16 protein-coding genes are annotated in these 21,040 nt (G+C 41.0%); 7 read left to right on the forward strand and 9 right to left on the reverse strand.

Features of this window, described 5'->3' with window-relative positions:
- Positions 1-8: 8 nt before the first annotated feature.
- Positions 9-578: a Uma2 family endonuclease gene (locus tag CDG76_RS04060; RefSeq protein ID WP_094347751.1), complete on the reverse strand. Its 570-nt coding sequence runs from the start codon at positions 576-578 to the stop codon at positions 9-11.
- Positions 579-739: 161 nt separating this feature from the next.
- Here CDG76_RS04060 and CDG76_RS04065 point away from each other — a divergent pair, with 161 nt between their 5' ends.
- From CDG76_RS04065 to CDG76_RS04075, 3 genes are read left to right on the forward strand one after another with little or no spacing between them, the layout of a single operon-like run.
- Positions 740-2,287 (forward strand): FAD-dependent oxidoreductase, encoded by a 1,548-nt coding sequence (locus tag CDG76_RS04065; protein ID WP_094347752.1) that lies wholly within the window; start codon positions 740-742, stop codon positions 2,285-2,287.
- 23 nt (positions 2,288-2,310) lie between these two features.
- On the forward strand, positions 2,311-3,015 hold the full coding sequence (locus CDG76_RS04070; protein WP_094347753.1) for an actin-binding WH2 domain-containing protein: 705 nt from the start codon (positions 2,311-2,313) through the stop codon (positions 3,013-3,015).
- 42 nt (positions 3,016-3,057) lie between these two features.
- Positions 3,058-3,765: an actin-binding WH2 domain-containing protein gene (locus CDG76_RS04075; RefSeq protein WP_094347754.1), complete on the forward strand. Its 708-nt coding sequence runs from the start codon at positions 3,058-3,060 to the stop codon at positions 3,763-3,765.
- A gap of 220 nt (positions 3,766-3,985) precedes the next feature.
- On the opposite strand, the gene CDG76_RS04080 is transcribed toward CDG76_RS04075, so the two are convergent.
- On the reverse strand, positions 3,986-4,408 hold the full coding sequence (locus tag CDG76_RS04080) for a lysozyme inhibitor LprI family protein (protein WP_094347755.1): 423 nt from the start codon (positions 4,406-4,408) through the stop codon (positions 3,986-3,988).
- A gap of 743 nt (positions 4,409-5,151) precedes the next feature.
- Between CDG76_RS04080 and crtR the strand changes: the two genes are divergently transcribed.
- Positions 5,152-6,213, forward strand: a complete 1,062-nt coding sequence (crtR, locus tag CDG76_RS04085) for a beta-carotene hydroxylase (protein ID WP_094347950.1) — start codon at positions 5,152-5,154, stop codon at positions 6,211-6,213.
- Positions 6,214-6,435: 222 nt separating this feature from the next.
- Here crtR and CDG76_RS04090 read toward each other — a convergent pair whose 3' ends face one another.
- Together CDG76_RS04090 and CDG76_RS04095 are read right to left on the reverse strand one after the other, a co-directional pair.
- Positions 6,436-7,362, reverse strand: a complete 927-nt coding sequence (locus CDG76_RS04090; RefSeq protein WP_094347756.1) for a phosphodiester glycosidase family protein — start codon at positions 7,360-7,362, stop codon at positions 6,436-6,438.
- 85 nt (positions 7,363-7,447) lie between these two features.
- Positions 7,448-8,707, reverse strand: a complete 1,260-nt coding sequence (locus tag CDG76_RS04095; protein ID WP_094347757.1) for a DUF4912 domain-containing protein — start codon at positions 8,705-8,707, stop codon at positions 7,448-7,450.
- A 645-nt stretch (positions 8,708-9,352) separates the two neighbouring features.
- Here CDG76_RS04095 and CDG76_RS04100 point away from each other — a divergent pair.
- Positions 9,353-9,550: a hypothetical protein gene (locus CDG76_RS04100; protein WP_094347758.1), complete on the forward strand. Its 198-nt coding sequence runs from the start codon at positions 9,353-9,355 to the stop codon at positions 9,548-9,550.
- A gap of 816 nt (positions 9,551-10,366) precedes the next feature.
- Complete coding sequence (locus CDG76_RS04105; protein WP_094347759.1) at positions 10,367-15,766, forward strand: translocation/assembly module TamB domain-containing protein; 5,400 nt, start codon at positions 10,367-10,369, stop codon at positions 15,764-15,766.
- Positions 15,767-15,963: 197 nt separating this feature from the next.
- Here the strand turns inward: CDG76_RS04105 and CDG76_RS04110 are convergent, their stop codons facing one another.
- The 3 genes from CDG76_RS04110 to CDG76_RS04120 all read right to left on the reverse strand — a co-directional run bounded on the left by CDG76_RS04110 (position 15,964) and on the right by CDG76_RS04120 (position 19,424).
- Positions 15,964-16,896 carry a polysaccharide deacetylase family protein gene (locus tag CDG76_RS04110; RefSeq protein WP_094347760.1) on the reverse strand — a complete coding sequence of 311 codons (933 nt, stop codon included), beginning with the start codon at positions 16,894-16,896 and terminating at the stop codon, positions 15,964-15,966.
- Between the two features lie 441 nt (positions 16,897-17,337).
- On the reverse strand, positions 17,338-17,676 hold the full coding sequence (locus CDG76_RS04115) for a hypothetical protein (RefSeq protein WP_094347761.1): 339 nt from the start codon (positions 17,674-17,676) through the stop codon (positions 17,338-17,340).
- 389 nt (positions 17,677-18,065) lie between these two features.
- Positions 18,066-19,424 carry an aromatic ring-hydroxylating dioxygenase subunit alpha gene (locus CDG76_RS04120; protein WP_094347762.1) on the reverse strand — a complete coding sequence of 453 codons (1,359 nt, stop codon included), beginning with the start codon at positions 19,422-19,424 and terminating at the stop codon, positions 18,066-18,068.
- 222 nt (positions 19,425-19,646) lie between these two features.
- Here CDG76_RS04120 and CDG76_RS04125 point away from each other — a divergent pair, with 222 nt between their 5' ends.
- Positions 19,647-19,847, forward strand: coding sequence for a hypothetical protein (locus CDG76_RS04125; RefSeq protein WP_094347763.1), 201 nt, complete (start codon positions 19,647-19,649; stop codon positions 19,845-19,847).
- Between the two features lie 168 nt (positions 19,848-20,015).
- Here CDG76_RS04125 and CDG76_RS04130 read toward each other — a convergent pair whose 3' ends face one another.
- Positions 20,016-20,381 carry a Lin0512 family protein gene (locus CDG76_RS04130; protein ID WP_094347764.1) on the reverse strand — a complete coding sequence of 122 codons (366 nt, stop codon included), beginning with the start codon at positions 20,379-20,381 and terminating at the stop codon, positions 20,016-20,018.
- Positions 20,382-20,575: 194 nt separating this feature from the next.
- Complete coding sequence (locus tag CDG76_RS04135) at positions 20,576-20,944, reverse strand: Crp/Fnr family transcriptional regulator (protein WP_094347951.1); 369 nt, start codon at positions 20,942-20,944, stop codon at positions 20,576-20,578.
- Positions 20,945-21,040 lie beyond the last annotated feature (96 nt).

Consider the following 21,040-nt stretch of genomic DNA (forward strand, 5'->3'; position numbering starts at 1 on the left):
AAAAATCTCTAAGCCGTTAATACTTCCTGCGCTGTCAGTTTTAACTCAGGAAAAGTCGGAGAACAAATTTGCTGGTTCTCTGTAAATACTGTTTGGTTATAATGTCCTTCATCCAACAAACAGACTGTCACCTTTGCCTCAAGAGGATCAACAATCCAGTATTCAGGGATAGAAAAGGCTGCATACTCAAGTGGTTTCCTTTGATAATCTCGCTTCACAGACTCAGCGCTAACCACTTCTATTGTCAACAGTGGAGGTAACTCAAGCACCGCCGATTTACCCTGAATAGATTGTCTCTGTTCTTCAGTCATCACAATTAAGTCAGAGAGACGGGATTTTTTGACGGAGGTACGAACGCCAGTCCCACTAGGGCGAACCTGCCAGTCTAACCCTAGTCGTTGGATTTCCAGATAGAAGCGGATCAACAAGAAAGTGATGATAGCTTCATGCAAATCTGAGGCTGGAGGCATTTCTAACAGTACCCCATCCTCAAGTTCATAGCGCTTGTCAGTGCCATCGTCGTAGGTGAGATATTCCTTAAAAGTATACAGACGTTCTACAGGTTTTGTAGTGGACATACTTTTGTAATTCGTAATTCGTAATGACGCTCGTGGACTCGCTAACGCTACGCTAACGTAATTCGTAATTAAGAGTTCTAATTACGATTTATCTGGCCATGATTATATCTACTTTCTTCATTCTCAGGTAGTTTTGGAATGTAGAGTTGAGTTTTGCCAAAATGTCTTTAACAGAAGAAATTCTTTCCCAATTACCCGGCGATGTTTTAGGAGGATTGCGCCAAGGCGATCGCATCCTCACATCTCTGCGCGAAAACTCCGCACCAGTACCAACTTTAGTTAAAGAAAATCAACAGCCTTTAGGCGCTGTAGACTTCGATGTGCTTATCTGCGGTGGCACGTTAGGGATTTTAATTGGTTGCGCCTTGGCAATAAAGGGATTGCGGGTAGCATTGCTGGAACGGGGTATTTTGCGGGGGAGGGAACAAGAGTGGAATATTTCTCGCAAAGAATTAGATGTATTTGTGGAATTGAACTTGCTGACTGAGGAAGAATTAGAGAGTGCGATCGCCACTCAATATAACCCAGCGCGAGTTAGTTTTGCTGGCGGTACAGAAGTTTGGGTAGAGGATGTCTTGAATATCGGCGTAGATCCAGTTTATCTACTAGCTACCTTGAAAACCCGATTTCTCGCCACTGGGGGAAAGTTGTTAGAAAACACACCCTTTACCGAAGCAGTGGTTCATCCCGATGGGGTGATGGTAAATAACCAATTCAAAACTCGGTTATTAATCGACGCGATGGGGCATTTTTCACCCATCACCCAACAAGCACGCCAAGGCAAAAAACCAGACGCTTTGTGCTTAGTTGTAGGAAGTTGCGCCCAAGGTTTTCCAGAAAATAACTCAGGCGACTTGTTATTATCCTTCACATCTTTGCAGAATCAATGCCAATATTTCTGGGAAGCCTTTCCAGCCAGGGATGGCAGAACCACTTACTTGTTTACCTACATGGATGCACATCCCCAACGCTTGAGTTTAGAAGCTCTATTTGAGGAATATCTGCGTCTTTTACCAGAATATCAGGGAGTGGAATTGAGCAAACTGAAATTTCAACGGGCACTATTTGGTTTCTTTCCCACCTATCGCCAAAGTCCGCTAAAAACTCCTTGGAGTCGCATTCTACCAGCCGGAGATAGCAGTGGTAGCCAATCTCCCTTGAGTTTTGGTGGTTTTGGAGCAATGGTGCGTCACCTAAAGCGTTTAACTTATGGCATTTACGAAGCGCTGGAAACAGAACAATTATCTGCAAAAGCCTTAGCACTGCTGCAACCCTATCAGCCGAGTTTGACTGTTACTTGGTTGTTTCAAAGGGCGATGAGTGTTGGTGTAAATCAGAAAATTGCCCCAGATCAAATTAACCAATTACTCTCAGCGGTATTTCAAGAAATGCAACAGTTGGGTACACCAGTGCTAAAACCATTTTTACAAGATATAGTGCAGTTTTCGGCATTAACGCAAACACTGTTAAAAACTGGTTTATATCATCCGGTATTAGTTGCCAAGATAATTCCGCAAGTAGGTTTGGCAAGTTTGTTAGATTGGATGTTACATTACAGTAATTTAGGTGTATACACTGCCTTGTTTTGGTTAAGTCCAATGCTAGAAACATGGATAAAGAATCAACCAAAAGAACAACAATATTATTGGCATCGTTTGATTGATGCTTGGAAGTATGGTTCTGGCGGTGATTATTCAGATGAAACTTAGAATTTTATTGGTGTGAGGATAACATGATGGAACGGAAATCATCAGGAATCAAATACTTTGCAGTGCTGATTGGATTCCTGCGCGATCGCCAAGGATTTCTAGAGGAAATTCGCCAAGGTACGAGATTACCAAATAAAATCATTTCGCTGCTGGTTTGCAGTTCTTTATTTATCGCTGCTTATGGCGGAATCATTGGTGCATACCATAGCTGGATGCAAGCTATATCTTCCGCCATTAAACTCCCAGCCCTCTATTTAATCACACTTTTGATTTGCATCCCGACGTTGTTCTTTGCAAATATTATTTTTGGTTCAAAACGGACTTTTGCCCAGCATTTAGCATTAGTCTTAACTGCGGTTTCAGTCACGAGCGTACTTTTATTTAGCTTTGCCCCAATCACACTGTTTTTCTTAATTACCACCAATAATTACCAATTTTTAATTTTGTTAAATGTCTTTATCTTTGCCATCACTGGATTTATTGGTATTTCGTCTTTATATCAAGCCACGAGTTTAGTTTTAGAACAAGATGATGAAGGTAGTAAAACCCGCCAGAAAATTTTACAATTTTGGCTATTTCTTTACGCTTTCGTAGGCAGTCAGTTAGGATGGACTCTCAGACCGTTTTTTGGTACACCTGGTTCTGTCTTTGAACTATTTCGCGAAAGAGAAGGTAATTTCTATTTAAGCGTCATTAAATCTCTTAGCTATCTCTTTGGATTCCGTTAATTAGTCATTAGCAATTCCCCAAAATATACAAACTATAAACTTATGCTGAAAAAGCAAAATCGCGGAATTCAACAATTTGGTGTTTTGGTTAATTTACTGCGCGATCGCCAGTCATTCTTAGAAGAAATTCGTCAGGGAGTGCGATTACAAAATAAAATCAGTTCTCTGTTCGTAACTAGTTCTATTTTCTTTGCCCTTTACGGAGCAATTATCGGTGCATCCCACAGTTGGGGACAGGCATTATCTGGTGCTATTAAACTTCCGGTATTCTATTTAATCACACTGATTATTTGTTTCCCAACTTTGTTCTTTTTTAATGTTTTGTTTGGTTCTCGGAGCAGTATTCTACAGCATTTCGTTGTATTACTCACATCTGTATCAGTGATTAGCGTACTTTTATTTAGCTTGGCACCAGTTACGCTATTTTTTCTAATCACTACACCCGATTCTTATCAATTTTTTAAACTGCTGAATGTATTTATTTTTGGCATTACAGGCGTATTTGGCGTCAAGTTCCTGTATGAAGGAATGCAATTACTTTCTCAACAAGATGAAGTTGGTAAAAAAACCCGCACCACTATTTTAAGATCCTGGTTATTGCTTTATGCCTTTGTTGGTATGCAGTTAGGATGGTTTCTCAGACCATTTTTTGGTGCCCCTGACTCTAAATTTGAGTTATTTCGGGCAGTGAAAGGCAACTTTTATTTGGATATTGTAACGGCGATTTCCGAAATTTTAGGTTTGCGTTAATCTCAGAAAAAGATAATTACTCTAGTTCCCAAAACTTTCCTCCTTCCCAGGCTGCCGACTGGGAATGCATTCATTGAGCCAGAGACTCAATATACCTTTTACACAAATGCAAATTTCAAAGTCCCTCTCCCTTGGGAGAGGGATTTAGGGTGAGGGCTTTAGATTCATGCAACAAGTCTAATCTCTAAAAGCTTCTTCTAGACTGACTTTCAGCTTCAGCTTAAGGGTCAGTTTTCAGATATTCTTGTAATTGTTGGGTACGCAGTTTTGTGGTATCTTCCAAACAACCAAAATAAATGGTAGAAGCAATACTTCCGCCCTCATATCTGCTTCTTTCAAACTCACAATTGCTATCTCGAAACTTGATCCATGCAAGTTGTGCAGCAATCAATTTCTGTTTTCTAGGCCTTTCTAGTGTAGATATCAATTGTTGATAAACTTGATTCAGTTTTCTATCTGCATTCTGATAAGATAACTTCGTACATTCATTAATTGCTGCTTGAGTTTGAGGATTATTGCAGTTTAACTTTTGAACTAAGCGCATCTCAGATAAATCTGGCGTTGTGCCTGCTATTGTTATGGCGGAGGGATTTAAACTGCTGAGGGTTAGTATACTGGACAAAACTAGTAATAATTGACGCATAGCAAAATCTTTGTTGTTAAGTATAGAAATTTGATATTTTTGGTAGCCTCGAACTCAGAATCAGAGTAGGAAGTGGTATGCTCCACAAAGAAGTGTCATGGTTCGTTTTGGCTACCAGTACACCCCAGCGATGGAGTTTTGGTTAAAAGAAGAAGACAGCAACTGCATGAAATCGAAATGGGATAAGCGATCGCTAGTATATATACTTATTGCATCATCCCGAAAAAGGGATGAAATTTTTATTTAAGCAAATAAAATATATTTTTTTGTTTGAAGTATGATATCTGTGTCTAAAATATTTTTATTATACAGCCAAATTATGACAAAACTCTTGCATTGATCGTTCAAATAACTGTATTCTTTATATTGTTGAAAATTGTTTTTTACAAAATCAATAACAAAGTACAATTTCAGCACATCGCAAAAAACATTGACTGGGCAAATCGATAAATATCGATATCAAACCAAAATCTATGTATGCCGTTGTCGCTGGCATTATGAGTAACAGGAGCAACTCCCGAAATGAAAAATCAAATATTTTGTTTATGTGTGTAGTGTAGCAAGGAATTCAAAATTTTTCCTATCCCCTATCTCTTACAGTCCATACCTAATTTGAATAGAGAAGAGTATTGGCTAAATTTTCAATCTTTTCATCTCTTTAATCAGGGCAAGAAATCTATTCTGTGCTGGCTGAGTTTGGGATTTCAAAACCATTTTATCAACGAATCAAGACCAGGAAAATTATGACCTCTTTAGATCCTAATTTTTTTGACATCCCGGACAAAAGCCTAATCATCATCGACCCAGCCGTTGATGACTATAAAAAGCTAAATGGCAACAACTTGGAAGTCATCTTTAAAGACGTAGTAGATACAGAAGTAAGAACGGTAACTTCAGAAGCACAAAAACTGCTGAAAGCTCCACCAAAGGAATTATTAGCACCTCCTGGTGATTTCAATCCTACACTACTACTGTTTTTTGCATCGGTGACAGTACTGGTGTCATCTCATTGTGGTTACTGGCTTTGGCAATGGCCAGACTGGCTGTGTTTTAGTTTTAATATTATTGCTTTGCATTGTTCTGGAACAGTAATTCATGATGCTTGTCACCAATCTGCCCACCGCAATCGAGTCATTAATGCCATATTAGGGCATGGTAGCGCCCTGATGCTAGGGTTCGTTTTCCCAGTGTTTACACGAGTACATTTGCAGCATCACGCTCATGTCAACCATCCCAAAGACGACCCAGATCATTTTGTTTCTACAGGTGGCCCGCTGTGGATGATTGCATTTCGATTCTTGTCCCACGAGGTGTTTTTCTTTCGACGACGACTGTGGCGCAAATATGAACTATGGGAATGGTTAATTAGCCGCTCAATTGTTGTTGCAATTGTTTATATCTCAGTTCAGTATCATTTTTTAATGTACGTTCTCAATTTTTGGGTTGTACCTTCTGGTATCGTGGGATTAATACTGGGCTTGTTTTTTGATTATTTGCCCCATCGTCCCTTTGTTGAACGCGATCGCTGGAAAAATGCTCGTGTATACCCTAGCCCAATTCTTAACATCCTAATTTTAGGTCAGAACTACCATTTAATTCATCATTTATGGACTTGTATTCCCTGGTACAAATATCAGTCCACATACTATCTAATGAAGCCTTTGTTAGATGAAAAAGGCTGTTATCAAACTTCAGGGTTACTGCAAAAGAAAGACTTTTTAGAGTTTATTTACGATATCTTTGTAGGGATTCGCTTTTCTCATCAAAAAACTAAAAATCAAGATGAATCACAAATTCGTAAATAAGCATTCTATCTCGTTCCCATGCAGAGCATGGGAATGCCCTCGTTGAGGCTCTGCCTCCAGTCTGGAATTGAGTCAGAGACTCAATGAATGCATTCCCAGTCGGAGACTGGAAACGAGGAAAAATAAGGAAAGTCTTATCAAGCTAGGTTTTTAGGACTTGTGTGTACACCGTAGACCAAAGCATCGGGGAGGGGCACAATAATTTTAGGAATTATAACTATTTTATTTTTTGTAAATCAAAAAAACTGAACCAATGGGCCCAAGGTTTTCTACATAAGTTTTCTGGTTGTAATACAATCCTGGAGACATACCTCCATCAAATAAAATCCCTTCTTGAATCTTACCTAAACAGTTATTGCTAGCAATACCCTCTAAGACATTATCAAACATATCTGGCAGTAACTCTTGATTAAGTTGAGATAATTCAATCTCGGAATTAGCTTTCAAGTCATTAACTAATAAGATTACATAGCCTTGATTAGTAATAGCTGCTAGAGAGCGATTAGTTGCATTTTTACAAGCAAATTCTCCCAAATCTTGACAAATATCTTTAAACTTACCCTGACGATAGAATCTGCCATTACCGCCCACCAAATTGTAATTGAGAATATCGTTTGTTCTTCTGCCAGCTTGGATAGTAGCCTGTCGCTGCTGGGGTGTACCTCCTGATATCCCAAAGGAAGAACGTTTATTTTTAAATGCTCCTGAATACTCTACGCCACGAGAAATATTTAAGCCTTGGGGTTTATCCTCAGTATCTATATAGTCCGCATTAATTGCAGCAATGGGTAGCTGTCCGTTTAACTTAGCATTTTCATCGGCGATGAGTTCACGAAACTGTTTTGCTACATATTCTTTACGCAGTTTACCTCTACTATCTTTGGCGTAGAGTTTATGAGATAGACCAACATTAACTTTGAAATCTAATTCGGCTGATTTGGGATTAAAAATAATTACATTGTTAATACCTTTAGGATTTTTTTTACCTTGATTATTGGTTTTAAAAAAATCAATACTGAACTTGGCATCTTTGCCAGGGCAACTTTTAGACGCTTTTGGAACTAAATTTGCTTCAATCTTTTGACAACCTGATAATAAGCTTGCACTGATTATCAAGATAAATAACAAAAATAATTTTTTTGTAGACATAATAATACAAAAAAAACCGCTACAGAATTACTATAGCGGGGAATAATTTAAAATTTCAGTCTGGAGTCAATCTCAGAGCCAAAACTTAAGAGAACCATTCTACAACAGCTTCTTCTTTGGTGTTAGTATTCCGAGATGGTGTCTCACGATTAAATTTCATCTGAATTGAGCGGGTTTGCTCACCATCAGCAGCTACAGCCAAAATTGGGTAGTCAATTAAACCATCCTGGAAGGACATCTGGAAGCGGAATGTTCCATCTGGATTTAGCTTAATTGGACGGCCACCAATAGTTACAGTAGCATCGGGTTCGGTTGCACCGTAGACTATCAACTCAGCATCGGCAATTAACCAGAACTGGCGCGGACGCACTGGTACGGCGGAAGCCGAGAAGCCAACACCTGACATTCCTGCACCGGAAGCGGTTAAGCCAGATACGGTAGGAGTTGCCCACAGACCCACACCCGATGGGAAAATGTAGGAGCTAATAGCTTGTTCAGGACGCGCTGCACCTTGTTGGGAGCCGAAGATAGAACCAGCAACTCGCAGTGATTCGGCAGATTCTGCTAAACCAAATATTTCGTCGTAGATGGGGTTGCTGTTGCCATTTACAGCATTAACAGTATTACCATTGGCGGTAGCTGCAACCTTCTTGGCAGGAGGAACTAGTTCGTACTGAGTTTTGCTACGTAAATCTTCTTCAAAATTTACAGTGATGAAGACATCCTCAATCCAGTCAGAAGGATAGACGGGAGGAATGTGTACTCTACTAGAACGAGCTAGTACTAACCAACGGCCATCAGCAGCACGATAGCCGATATCGATCGTATAATCGCGATCGCTAACTGGAACTGGTAGATACCATTCTCTAGCTAGTTCATCAGCAGGATATTCTTGAATGCTATGTGGGCTTTGGTATTCGATATTGATGTCGGTGACATCATAAATCCGTAGTGCTAGTTGTTGTCCGCCTTGCCGACGCAGTTCCTGTTTGTGTTCATTGGGAATATCCCAGTAAGTGTAAGCCCATTGAGGATCGCGCGGTAAGAGTACAATCCGGCTTTCACCATAGCCAGAGGGCAAATCTGCCAGTCCTTCATCAACATCAGCCAAAGATCCACCAGTACGATCTTCCTGACCTAATTCAAACTTTGCAGCTTCCACGGTTTCTTGTGCCTCCAATGAACGAGATGGGCTGAGTAAGTTTTTGCTACGCTGGACTTCTTGTATTGATGCCAGTAGTTGTGATTTACGCATTCGGCTATAGCGAGAGATGCTATATTCGCTAGCAACTTTGCGTAGTTGGCGTAAGGTCATCTCCTCTAGTGGCGGGCGTTCTTTTGCCATTAATTTGGCCTCCAGTAGTTTAAGCGGTAAATGATTTCCCCTGGTTAAAGAATGCTATGTAAAATCTCATCCATTCCAGATGAATTTCTTATCCTGACTCCTGGTTTTGCCCAGTTTTTAAGTTTTTTAATCTGTTTTTAAATTGAGCCAACACCCTTTCAATTCCTTATAATGCCAAAATCAGCATTTCTTTGGGATCGGAGGATTTCTATTTCTTAAGTCTATATTAACCACTAAGCATATCTAGGGATCAAGGGGTCAGAGGTACGTTTTTTAACTGTTTCACGAATTTATCAGCCCTTCTGGGATCTTATTGTCATGATTTCATAACATTAATAGTGGTTTACACGTTAAGCAATAGCAATAATATCAAGCTTTCATGACATTGCACTTTTGGTTAGCCAAAAATCACAATCCACAAAGAAAGGAGTAGGATTCAAAGGGATTGGGCATTGAACCCACCGCTAAATTCCTAGTTGGACAATACCGATCGCAAACCAAAACGTGGGGCAAACTTAGTTAATCGTTACTTTAGCGATCGCCTTTCTTCCCACCGTTATGTGAAATTAAGTCCCAAGATAGTGTGTACCCGACCATCGAAGAACTTAAGCTTGGCCTATAAGTTTAGGGTTTAGGGAAATAATTATGAATAAGGAAACAGTTCCTAGTCAGGCTGAAAAGTCTACTCCAGAAGGTGATCCATCACAATTAAGTCCAGAGGTACTCGACAAAATCAAACACCCTGCGAGAATAGACGATGTTATTCGAGAGCAATCACCAGCAGAACGTAAAAGTAACCCAGCTTTAGTACCAGAAATGATTGACGATCCAACTGATGATTAATTGGGTTTGCAAAATAGGAATCGAAAAGCTCAGATTCCCGATTTTTTAGAGAAGTCGGGAATTTTGGTATTTAGAGGATGTTTGAAAAGTCCTTTTCTTAGTAGCAAAACGTTTTAGATCCCCCTAAATCCCCTTTAAAAAGGGGGACTTTGATTCCAGTTCCCCCCTTTTTTAGGGGGGTCAGGGGGGATCTAAATCCAGCTTCAAGAAGTGACTTTCCACTCTACATTACTTGCAAATCTAAGATTACTTACCATCGTCATCTATACTAAGTTAGATTTTACAAAGATTAAATTTTATAACCAGAGTCGTATATACAGGTGCGATCGCAAAGTAATTTAATCATAAAATATTAGCTAATTTCTGAAAGATAATATCTATATAGCGGTTCTCGGTTAAGTGAGGTGTAAGAACCCCACCCCCAACCCCCTCCCCGCAAGCGAAGAGGGGACTATGATGTACCTAATGTGATTAGGAAACGCCATACCACTTCTTTTGTAAGACGCACAGAAAATTCTAAATAATCTTCCTAATACCAGCAAAGTTTCCAAATTTAAAAAATAATAAAACTAATGTCTGGTGAGAAATTATTAATCGAAATAAATTCAGGAATTAGGCGAAATTATGAAATAACATAGACGCACCGCAAATGCGTCTTATTGGTGCAGTCTCGTCTAATGAATAGAAGCAACTTGCTGCAAAGTTCTTGCGTAATTCCTGATATTGTGAAACCATATTTTGTAACTTGCGGATACAACTACAACTAACCTGTCTCTCGCCTCACTCCAGAAAAAAGTACTGGTACTGGTAACAATCATGAAGCGATCGCCAAATTCAGAAAACAATCAGGAACCATCTAATCGTCGTCTGTGGCTCCTGCTTTTAGGACGTACCAGTTTGGCTCTGGGTGGGGTTTTACTAGTTGGAATTATAGTTGGTGCTTGGTGGGCTAGAAACTATGTATACAAAGATTTAGCTCCGTTAGTGCAGCAAAATCTTGAGCAATTACTGGGGCGTCCAGTCAAAGTTGGGAACGTTGAACGTTTTTCGCTTTCTAGTCTGAGATTTAACTCTCTATCGATACCAGCAACTTCCAGCGATGCAGATCGGGTGGTAGCAAAAGCTTTGGAGGTGCAGTTCTCGCCGTTGCAACTCTTTCTTAGCCGAAAACTGGCATTAAATGTCACCTTAGTTCAACCCAACGTCTACGTTCAACAGGATAAAGATGGGCGTTGGGTGACAGCCCAAGTTAAGACTGGGGAAGGACAAGGCTTTATTCAAACTGAGTTGCAGTCACTTCAAATTCAAGATGGCAATATAGAGTTGATGCCATTCGCTGCACCGACTAAACCCAAAGGCTCAGTAATATTAGATCGAGTTGGTGGTATTGCCCGATTTTCCGATCAAAATCAAAGGGTCGGTTATGACTTCAATACTCAACTCACTAGGGGAGGCGCTGTTAAAATTGTTGGCGAAACCCAACTAAAAGCTCAACAAACTAACCTCCAGCTTTCAACACAAAATTTACAAGTATCTGAGATCGCTAGATTAATTCAGTTACCGATCGCTCTGCAAGCAGGATATTTAAATGCTGACTTAGGAGTTCAGATTCCAGCCAAACTATCAGACATCGCAATTACGGGAACAGCTACAGCTAATCAAGTCACCGCTAAAATTCAAAATATTCCTCAGCCGATTTCTAATTTTAATGGGAAATTTCTATTTCAAGGTCAGACAGTTACTTTAGATAATCTGAGTACGAACTTTGGCAAAGTTCCCATTCTGGCGAATGGAACAATTAATACTCAAACAGGTTTTAATGTCTCTGCTCAGATAAAACCTGTTACTGCGAAAAATATCTTAGATACCCTGAAAGTAAATTCGTCAGTCCCAGCTAGTGGCGAAATTCAAGCAAATATTAAAATACTAGGCGCACTTCAACAACCAGTCGTCAGCGGTACAGTAAGTAATACAAAACCGATTCAAGTCGATCGCGTTCAATTTAAAACCATCAACACTGATTTCCGCTTGAATGCATCTCAAACTGCATCTCAACTTACTGTCTCTAATCTAAAAATAGTCCCCGCAGCTGGCGGTCAAATTATAGGCGGTGGTCAAGCTAATCTGGGAACCAAAGATGGGGTAATATTTAATGCTCAAGCTGATGGGATATCAGGAGATATACTAGCACGCAGCTATGGCATTACTCTACCGATCGCAGTGGGGAATGTTTCAGCAAAAGCTCAAATTTCTGGCTCACTTCGCAAACAGCCTTTAAAACTTGATGTTTCTAATGTTCGGGTAACGCCGCCAGCCGGGGGACAAATCACAGCGAATGGTCAAATTCAACTCGCTCCCCAAGGTGAGGTAGGCGTAGATATTCAAGCTGAAGGTATCCCAGGAAATGCGATCGCTCAAGGTTATGGTATTTCAACTCCCATTAATGTTGGTGGTATATCTGCGAACGCTAAAATTTCTGGCTCTCTGGGTACACCGTTAAACGTCAATATTTCTCGCGTTCAAGCAAATCCAGATGTGGGAGGGCAAGTCACAGCTAGCGGACGAGTTCAGCTTGCACCCCAAGGTAGGGTGGCGTTGAATGTCCAAGCAAAAAATATACCAGGAGATGCGATCGCCAAAGCCTACAATTCTTCACCCTCCATCACCATTGGGAATGTCTCAGCAAATGCCGATATTTCCGGGACTCTGAGCAATCTGCAAACAGTAGCGCGGGTGCAAGCGCCTAGTGCCACCTATCCCACTACCGGGCGAGTTGTTGTTACCAAACAAGGAGAGAATATCGTCTTTCCCGATGCGGTTGTGAACGTCGCAGGGGGGACAATCACCGCTCAAGGTCAACTTGCACAACAACGCTGGCAAGGATCTGTCAAAACTTCTCAAATTCAACTCAGCCGTTTCTCACCACAACTGCGAGGACGGCTGAATAGCAATATTCAGTTAGCTGGCACAACCCAATCTTTCCAGCTTGCGGATATTCGCGCTGCGGGACAAATCAGCCTTCCCCAAGGAGTAGCGCAGCTGGCAAAACCGCTGACTGCAAGATTTCAATGGAATGGACAGCAGATTATCGTTGAAAACGCAAGTACCGCAGGATTTAGTGCTAATGGTGCGATCGCTATTCAGTCTCCCCCAACTGGCGCACCCCAAATTGCCGGATTTGATTTAAATGTACTGGCGCGAAATTTCAACTTACAAAATACTGGTTTTAAAGTTCCTGGGGACGTAGCAATAGCAGGACGACTTGATTTTAATGGGAAAGTTACAGGAACTCCAGATGTACCCCAAGCTAATGGCAATATCCGACTGCGGAATTTCAATGTAAGTAACTTGGCATTTGACCCACTTTTAACCGGAAATGTGAATTTTCAAGGGGGACAAGGGGCAACTCTGCGATTAGCTGGTAAACAAGATCGGATTGCCCTTAATTTAGGTGCAGATTATCGTCCCACTTCATTTTTAGTTAAACGCGATGAGGCAATTACTACAGGTAGAACTGAGGGAGATAACTTGATAATCAACGCCCAACAGTTTCCCATCGCTCTTGTTGGCGGCTTTTTACCTAACAATCAATTGAAACCTTTGGGAGGGCAATTATCGGGTAATTTAGTTGTCAATCTGAATAATTATGCCATTGCGGGAGATGTGGCGATCGCAGGTCCTCGCGTTGCCAGAGTTGCAGCAGATGAATTTCGCGGCAGCATCAATTATGCTGATGGTACGGCTAGCTTGGCTAATGGTCAATTGCGGATTGGCGATACCAACATCGCTCTCAGTGGTAATGTGCAAGCAGGGAATGATCCGCAATTTCAATTCCAAGCTAATTTTGCCGAAGCCAAAATCCAGAGACTTTTACAAGCATTTAATATCTTCGACTTTCAAGACCTTAGTACCGGGTTGCAGCCTCCAACGTTAGCTGGTGCAGAAGCACTTCCAACTGAATCTATCAGTTTGCCCAATGCAGACTTGAAAACACAGTTAGCATATTTCTCGAATATTACAACAGCGATCGCCAAAGAACAGCAAGCAGAAACAAAAAAAATCCCATCTTTACCCACCCTTGCAGAATTATCAGGTGCTTTAAGCGGAGCAATTACAGCTAATGGCTCGTTAAAATCTGGGTTGAATGTTGGCTTTAATTTCCAAGGTGCGAACTGGCAATGGGGTAATTACTCCATCAATCAAGTCGTTGCTCAAGGCAATTTTGCCGATGGAATCGTCACACTTTCGCCCTTGAGTGTTGGCATAAATCAAGGACTAGTGGCGTTTTCAGGACAGTTAGGAACTGAGCAACTATCTGGAAAATTGAATGTAGCCAGTCTACCTCTATCACTTTTAGAGCCTTTTATCGAAAAATATCCCGTAGATATCACTGGGAAAGTGAATGCTGATGCCACCTTAGCAGGTAGTTTGCAAGACCCTAGTGCGAAAGGCAAAGTGACACTGGCGAATGCAACTCTTAACAAACAACCCGTGCAAACAGGAGAGGTGAACTTTGACTACAACAAAGCTCGCTTAAATTTTGATAGTACCTTACTCGTGACAGGAACGCAGCCAGTTGCCATTACAGGTAGCGTACCTGCACCGTTACCTTTTGCCAAAGTGCAACCAGATAGCAATCAAATCAACATCAACGCCAATGTGCAAAATGAAGGATTGGCACTGTTAAATCTGTTGACCAACAATCAAGTCGCTTGGGTAGACGGTCAAGGAAAAGTAGATTTAAATGTTCAAGGTACTTTAAACGAACCAATTATCAACGGCAACGCCACACTTAATAATGCAACCTTTCGCGCTGAAGCCTTATCTGAACCTCTAACGAATGTCACAGGAACAGCGCTATTCAATGGTAGTACGGTAAGCGTTGAAAATATCCAAGGTAATTACAATCAAGGGCAAGTAACTGCATCAGGTATCTTGCCAATTTTTGATGCTCAACAAGCCGCAGCGAATCCCCTGACAGTATCAATAGCAGACAAACTCAATTTTAAGCTTGCAGGACTGTATGAAGGCGGTGTCGGTGGTGATGTAGTGATTCGCGGCACAGCGTTAAAACCTGTAATTGGTGGAGAGATTAAACTGAGTGATGGTCAGGTAATTATTGGCAACTCGACTACTACTGCTAAAAAATCAGCAGCTACAGCAGAGGCTAATACTAAGGTCATAAATCTAGATAGAGAAGAGGTTAACCCTAACGTTACGCCGACAGCAGAGAATAGCACTAACCCAGTGGCTACAGTAGATGGAAGTACTAAGCCAGTAGCGACAGCAGACGCAAGCACTAGCGCCGCAACTCCACCCAATTTACCTGTAGAGTTTGCAGATTTAAAGTTGATTTTAGATAAAGATATTCGGGTTACAACTCAGTCCCTACTAAGCTTTGTACCAGGAGGAGCAGCATTAAGTCAGCCCCTATTGAGCTTTGACGCTAAAGGCGACTTGACTATCAATGGTACATTAGCCAAACCGCTTCCTGAAGGAGTCATTCGTTTGACAGGAGGACGACTGAGCTTATTTTCCACTGAGTTTACCTTGGCGCGGGGCTATGAACAAACTGCGCGGTTTACTCCAAGTCAAGGACTTGACCCGACTTTGGATGTCCGACTGACCGCAATTGTACCGGAAGCATCAGCAAGGAACACTCAAACTTTGGAATCACCTTTGTCTTCTGAAGTCAGCGATGTTTCTATCAATAACTTTGGGACTTTACGTAGCGTTAACGTTCAAGCTAGAGTGAGCGGGCCAGCTAGTAAATTGGGCGACAATCTAGAACTGACGAGCGAACCTAGCCGTAGCAAGGGAGAAATAGTAGCTTTGCTGGGTGGCTCAATTCTGGGTTCTTTCGGTCAAGCAGATGCAGGGCAAGGGCTAACTAATTTCGCTAGTTCTACCATTTTAGGTAGTTTACAAGGAACTATCACTGCGATCGGACAGGCTGTTGGTTTCAGTGAATTTCGGATATTTCCTACCCCTGCGACTAACAATGAAGTATCAAGAGCTTCAATTCTGAATTTATCAGCAGAAGGTGTATTTGACATCAATAGAAATTTCTCTGCCTCTTTATCACGCGCTCTTTCTAGCGATGACTCTTTCCGTTACAATGTCCTCTATCGAGTCAATGACGAAATTCTGATGCGAGGCTCAACTGATTTGGGGGATGAAAATCTACTCCAAGTTGAGTATGAAACCCGATTTTAGATTGCTGTATTAGCATTGTTAATCGACACAATTGCATTGCTGCAATAAACTAACTAATTACCTGAACGGGATATCACTCAATACTGTTTGGTTAAGGCAAGAGACGCGATGAATCGCAGGCAAGAGACGGCGATTTATCGCGTCTTTGACGAGCAATAATTTTCATCAAAAAACCTTAACTGAACCGTATTGGGATATCATTGATGATTAAGCTGTTGGTTTGGATGTTCTTGATTTTTTACTACAGGTGATACTGCTGTCTCCACACTTTCTTCTTGGGCTTGTATTTCCAGTAGTTGGGGAATCGTCACAAATCTATAGCCTTCAGCTTTTAAACCTGCGATCATTTCTGGTAAAGCCTTGACAGACTTGGAACGATTGCCGCCCCCATCGTGCAGCAGTACAATTGCACCGGGTTTTGCATATTTCAGCACATTTTTGACCAGCCCTGGAACTTGAGGCGAACGACGTTCAGCATCTCCCGATTGTTCTGACCACATCATGACAGCGTATTTCTCGTTTTTGGCATATTCAGCTAGTCCATTATTCAGAAAGCCTCCAGGAGGACGAAATAGAGTAGTTTTTACTCCAGTAGTCTCGTAGATGATTTCTGCTGTGCGATCAATTTCACTAGCAGCAGTAGCTACGTCCATGTGACGATACCAATGATGCCATGTGTGATTACCAATTACGTGACCATCAGCAGCCACTTGCTTGGCAACTTGGGGAAAATATTTCACCATTTGCCCGACCATGAAGAATGTGGCCTTGACATCATTTTTCTTCAAAATTTCTAAAATCTGTGCCGTATTTTTGGGGGCAGGGCCATCATCAAAAGTTAGGGCGATAACTTTTTCATTCGCTTTTACTTTCCCTTGATAAACGATTGTTCCCTGAAATGCCTTTGGCACTTCATTCATCTGGTCTGTGACTGGACTTATATTCTGTGCATCTGCACTCATGAGCTTGTTATGACTCGCTTTAGCACTCTCGCTTTTTGGCTTGATAATTCCCAACAAATGCTCAAATCCGCTTGTGGTTAAAAGCAAGCTGATACCTAAACTACTAGCACCAGTAACTAATGTAATAATTGTTAGTTTCAGTAACCAAGATAATTTACGACTAGACACATTAAATCTCCTCAAATATTAGTTATTAGTTATTAGTTATTGTGGATTGGTTTTTCTTTGATGTTCCCATACCTTTACCCGGACTTGATATTACTCGTAGCCTGTTGTAATTAATATATTTACTACTGAAAGAAAAAAGAAAACAATAAAATACCTTGAAACATTCCAGCTAAAGGATGTCTCAATTTATTCTGTACTAATTTGCTACCATTATTAAACCGAATAAAATAATACTCAGTAAATTTAGCTGACCAGTAGAGCCAGCAATGATAGCAGTATAACCGTAACCTGGAGAAATGCTAGGTAGTCGTTGACCAATAGAGTCGATGTCAATATTCGTTATTTGCTTGCGATCGCTTCCAGCGGGCGGTTACGCCATCGCAGTTTTTGCTTATCCTTGTAGAGAGGCAGAAGGTGACAACCTCCTACCTTATATCCTCTTCAATCTTCGTCAAGGGCTGGGAAAGCTTCTTCAAGCTGCCACAACCGATCTTTATTTTCAACGAACCAAATACGAGTTTCTGGAGTTAATTTACTCCAAATGTCTTCAACAGGGATGTGAGGAGATGCATACTGGTAGTGCTGACCAAGTGATTTGAGATTGTCCGCCACATCACGGGGAATTCCAAATTGTTCCCAGTCAACTGTTATATGTCTTCCCGAAACTCCGGCTGTAGGGTCGAAAACCAGTTGTGCCGATCTGACTAAATCAGCAAAGTGTTTCGGTTTGAGTTTGGTGATCTCCTGAATTTGGAGTGATTCGTTATGCTCTTGAGACATGATCGCCGCAGTGGTAAAGATTAATGGTCTATTGAACTTACTGCCAGAGATTTTTATCCCAATATTTTTACTTTAGCGCAGACCCACTAACTCGATCGTGACTTAACAATACTTGGGGTTTGAGCAAATCGTTTAAGGTGAGCAAATTTACCACACATCTATCAGTACAATAGACTTCTTGCATAAATCAAAAAAAGAACCCCACCCCGCCTTTGACTTACGTCAAATTCTCCCCTCCCCGCAGGCGGGGAGGGGCTGGGGGTGGGGTGTTAAAGACTTTTGCAAGAGGTCTAATGTCTAAGCTAGTAATGAAAAGTTTGTAGTAAGCACTTTAGTGCTGAGAAAATAAAGACTAAAGTGCTTACTACGAACTGTTCCCAGTAACTATTTTAGTGACGAGTGTAGGAATGCTCAAAGCGAGTTTTGAGTGTATGAGCCATAACAGAGATGATAATTGCTGCTATGGAAACCGATATTGCTGCTATTTTGATTGTAGAATCATCTGCAAGTATTGCTACAGCAGCTAGAGCGATCGCTACTCCGATACAACTTTGTTTAACCCGATTTGTAACTTGATAAGCTCGATTGCAAGAACTACAAATAAGTGTGTGTCGTGAAAATCTGTCTAGCAAAATCGGCTTTGAATCCAACTCGCCATTCTCAACATTTTTAAATGTAGAATAGCCGTGATAAAAAGGCAAAGATGACCCAAATTTATCTAGCCACTTGCGGTACTCAATCACTAATGTGTCAGATGTTTTCAGCGGCAAATATAATTCTTTGAGACTTCTTCCCAAGCGCTCAATTTCTGCTTGTTGTCCCGCAATCAGAGGCAAATCCTGCTCCAATATTTTGTTTGTATTCAAGTGATCGAGCCAGCGCGGCCTCAGCTTGACTCCCCAAGTCATGAAATTACGATAACCTCTAGCTAAAAGACGGCATCGCCCTTTACCTAAAGGAATTGAATACAAAGCTAGTCCAAATGTCCAATCTTTTTTTTCAATATAAGCAGTGTTTAGCACAAGACTGGGAGCAACAAAATCAACATATTTCCAGGCTTCATTTGATTTGTTAGTTCCCCGCCATCTGCCTTTAACCCCCTGAACCGAATTCTTTAGCACTTCCATTTCTAGCGGTTGGGCATTTTTCCGATTACTACCCCCTCTAGTGCCATGATGGCTAATAGCAACATGAGCAGGATCGATAACATTTTCGACTAGATATGTTTGGTCGTAAGGCAGATCCAATGTAAAGTCTGCACACACAAATCCTGACTTATCTAAATCTGGCAAAATTGGAATAATTTCATCAACAGCAGTTTCTTTTTCGCCAGCCCATACCCAAATCATACCTTGGCGTTCCACAACTTTAAAAGATGGCACGCAAGCATTAACTGGAATTTTTGCATCTGTTGCTAATTGGGGAATGTGCAGACATTGGCCATCACTGCCAAACTGCCAACCGTGATATAAGCACTCTATTTTGCCGTCAATAATTTGTCCTTCAGAAAGTTTCGCTGTACGGTGAGGACAACGATCTGCTAAACAGATAAATTGTCCATCTTTGTTTTTGAACAAAACCAAAGGTTCATCGTACAAGGAAAAGCTATGAGGGCGGTTGGCAGGTAAGTCTTGTACAAAGGTGACGGGATACCAGCATTGCCTCCAGTTAAATTCTTGCTTTTCCTCTAGTTTCTCAAAAGTAGAAGTTGGTGGTGTCGCCTGTAGTGTTTCTGTTTCTAATGACATATTTATCTCCAGGTTTATATTATTTTATACTTTTGGATTAGCAAATCTTTAGTCCTATAGATAGAACATTTATAGAGTGAAACTTCAAAAGTTAACAATGAGAAAGCGTTCAAGCATCTTGAGTAAGTCAAAGATCGTTTTGCTTGCGGAAAACACCAAAATTAGTAAGCAAACTGGGGTTTGAGTAAGTCAAAGGTCATTTTGCTTGCGGAAAACACCAAAATGAGAAAGCAAACACAGCTTTTGAGTAAGTCAAAGGTCATTTTACTTGCGGAAAACACCGAAATGAGAAAGCAAACACAGCTTTTGAGTAAGTCAAAGGTCATTTTGCTTGCGGAAAACACCAAAATGAGAAAGCAAACACAGCTTTTGAGTAAGTCAAATGCCATTTTGAGAAAGCATTTAAGTATTTTGAGAAAGTAAACAGGTATTTTTATAAAGCAATGAGGCTTTTTGAAAAAGTAAACAGCAAATATACTTGACGATTTAAAATCGCGCCGGGACAAATGAAGTCGGCGTTCAAATATAACTTAATAGCTTTTCAGTAAAATTTCTGAACCTGAAGCAAGAATAAAGGATTAATTACCTCAGCTACTCATCTTCGATGAGAACTGTAACAGCAGCGATCGCAATCAACATTTCGTCATTTTTATCATTGAGTTCGGGAATCGCCCGCCCTTGAACGACCATCCCCCCAGCTTCTACGGTGAGGGTTTTTCGCCCAAATGGTAATACAGCGAGTACTTCTTCTTCCCTAACTTGTTCTGGATATGGCACTGCCACCTGAACTTCTATAATCATTTCATTGGGGTGATTCAAACCTGCAACCTCCCAAACACCAGGTAAGGCATTGTGAGCGATCGCATTTCGTACTGCCCTAGATGCTGCTACAGTTGGTTCTTGTCCATGCTGATCGATTCCCATTCCCATCTCAATAATCAATCGTTTACGCGCCATTAGCTAACTCCGGTAAATTTTGCAGCTTTCACTTTATATAAATCAGGAGTAAAAAGCCAGCATCTAGAATTCTCTGAATACTGACTTCTAACTCCCGAAGCGAGAGAATATATATATCTATGGCCTTCTAAAAAAGGAGGCAAAATTAGTGGCATATTCTGATTAGTTTTGGAACTTATGCCGACTGAGGTGATTTAGACCATACGCTGCAAGCGACTCAAACGCTCTGAGTAGCTTTTCATCACCTGTATCGCAAACATAGGTGTTTCCTGAACAGCAAAGAGAAACCCCTCTTCATCAAGGAAACCTAGTTTAGTATCCACCTTGGCAATAGCTGTGTAATTTCTATTTTTTACCCCTACAAGTATCCCAGCACCAAAAACTTCGCCTGTTTCAATGGTTTCTACAACGCTGCCATTGACTACTATATCTACCTCTCCTTCAAGAATGCCGTACATATTATCACCAGACTGTCCTTCTTCAAAGATGACTTCACCTGCTGAGAATACTTTAGGATCGGGTTGTTTTTGAAAGATACTGACTGTGACTACAGGACTTAGCATTAGAGCAACCCCAAAATTTTTGGTTTTTAGACGAAACTTGTTGATAGATTTAGGCGAACCCAAAAGAGTATACTACTTTATGTCGATTAACTCTCA

Origin of the sequence: Nostoc sp. 'Peltigera membranacea cyanobiont' 210A (assembly GCF_002246015.1) — a bacterium.
In the GTDB taxonomy this organism is placed as follows: Bacteria; Cyanobacteriota; Cyanobacteriia; order Cyanobacteriales; family Nostocaceae; genus Nostoc.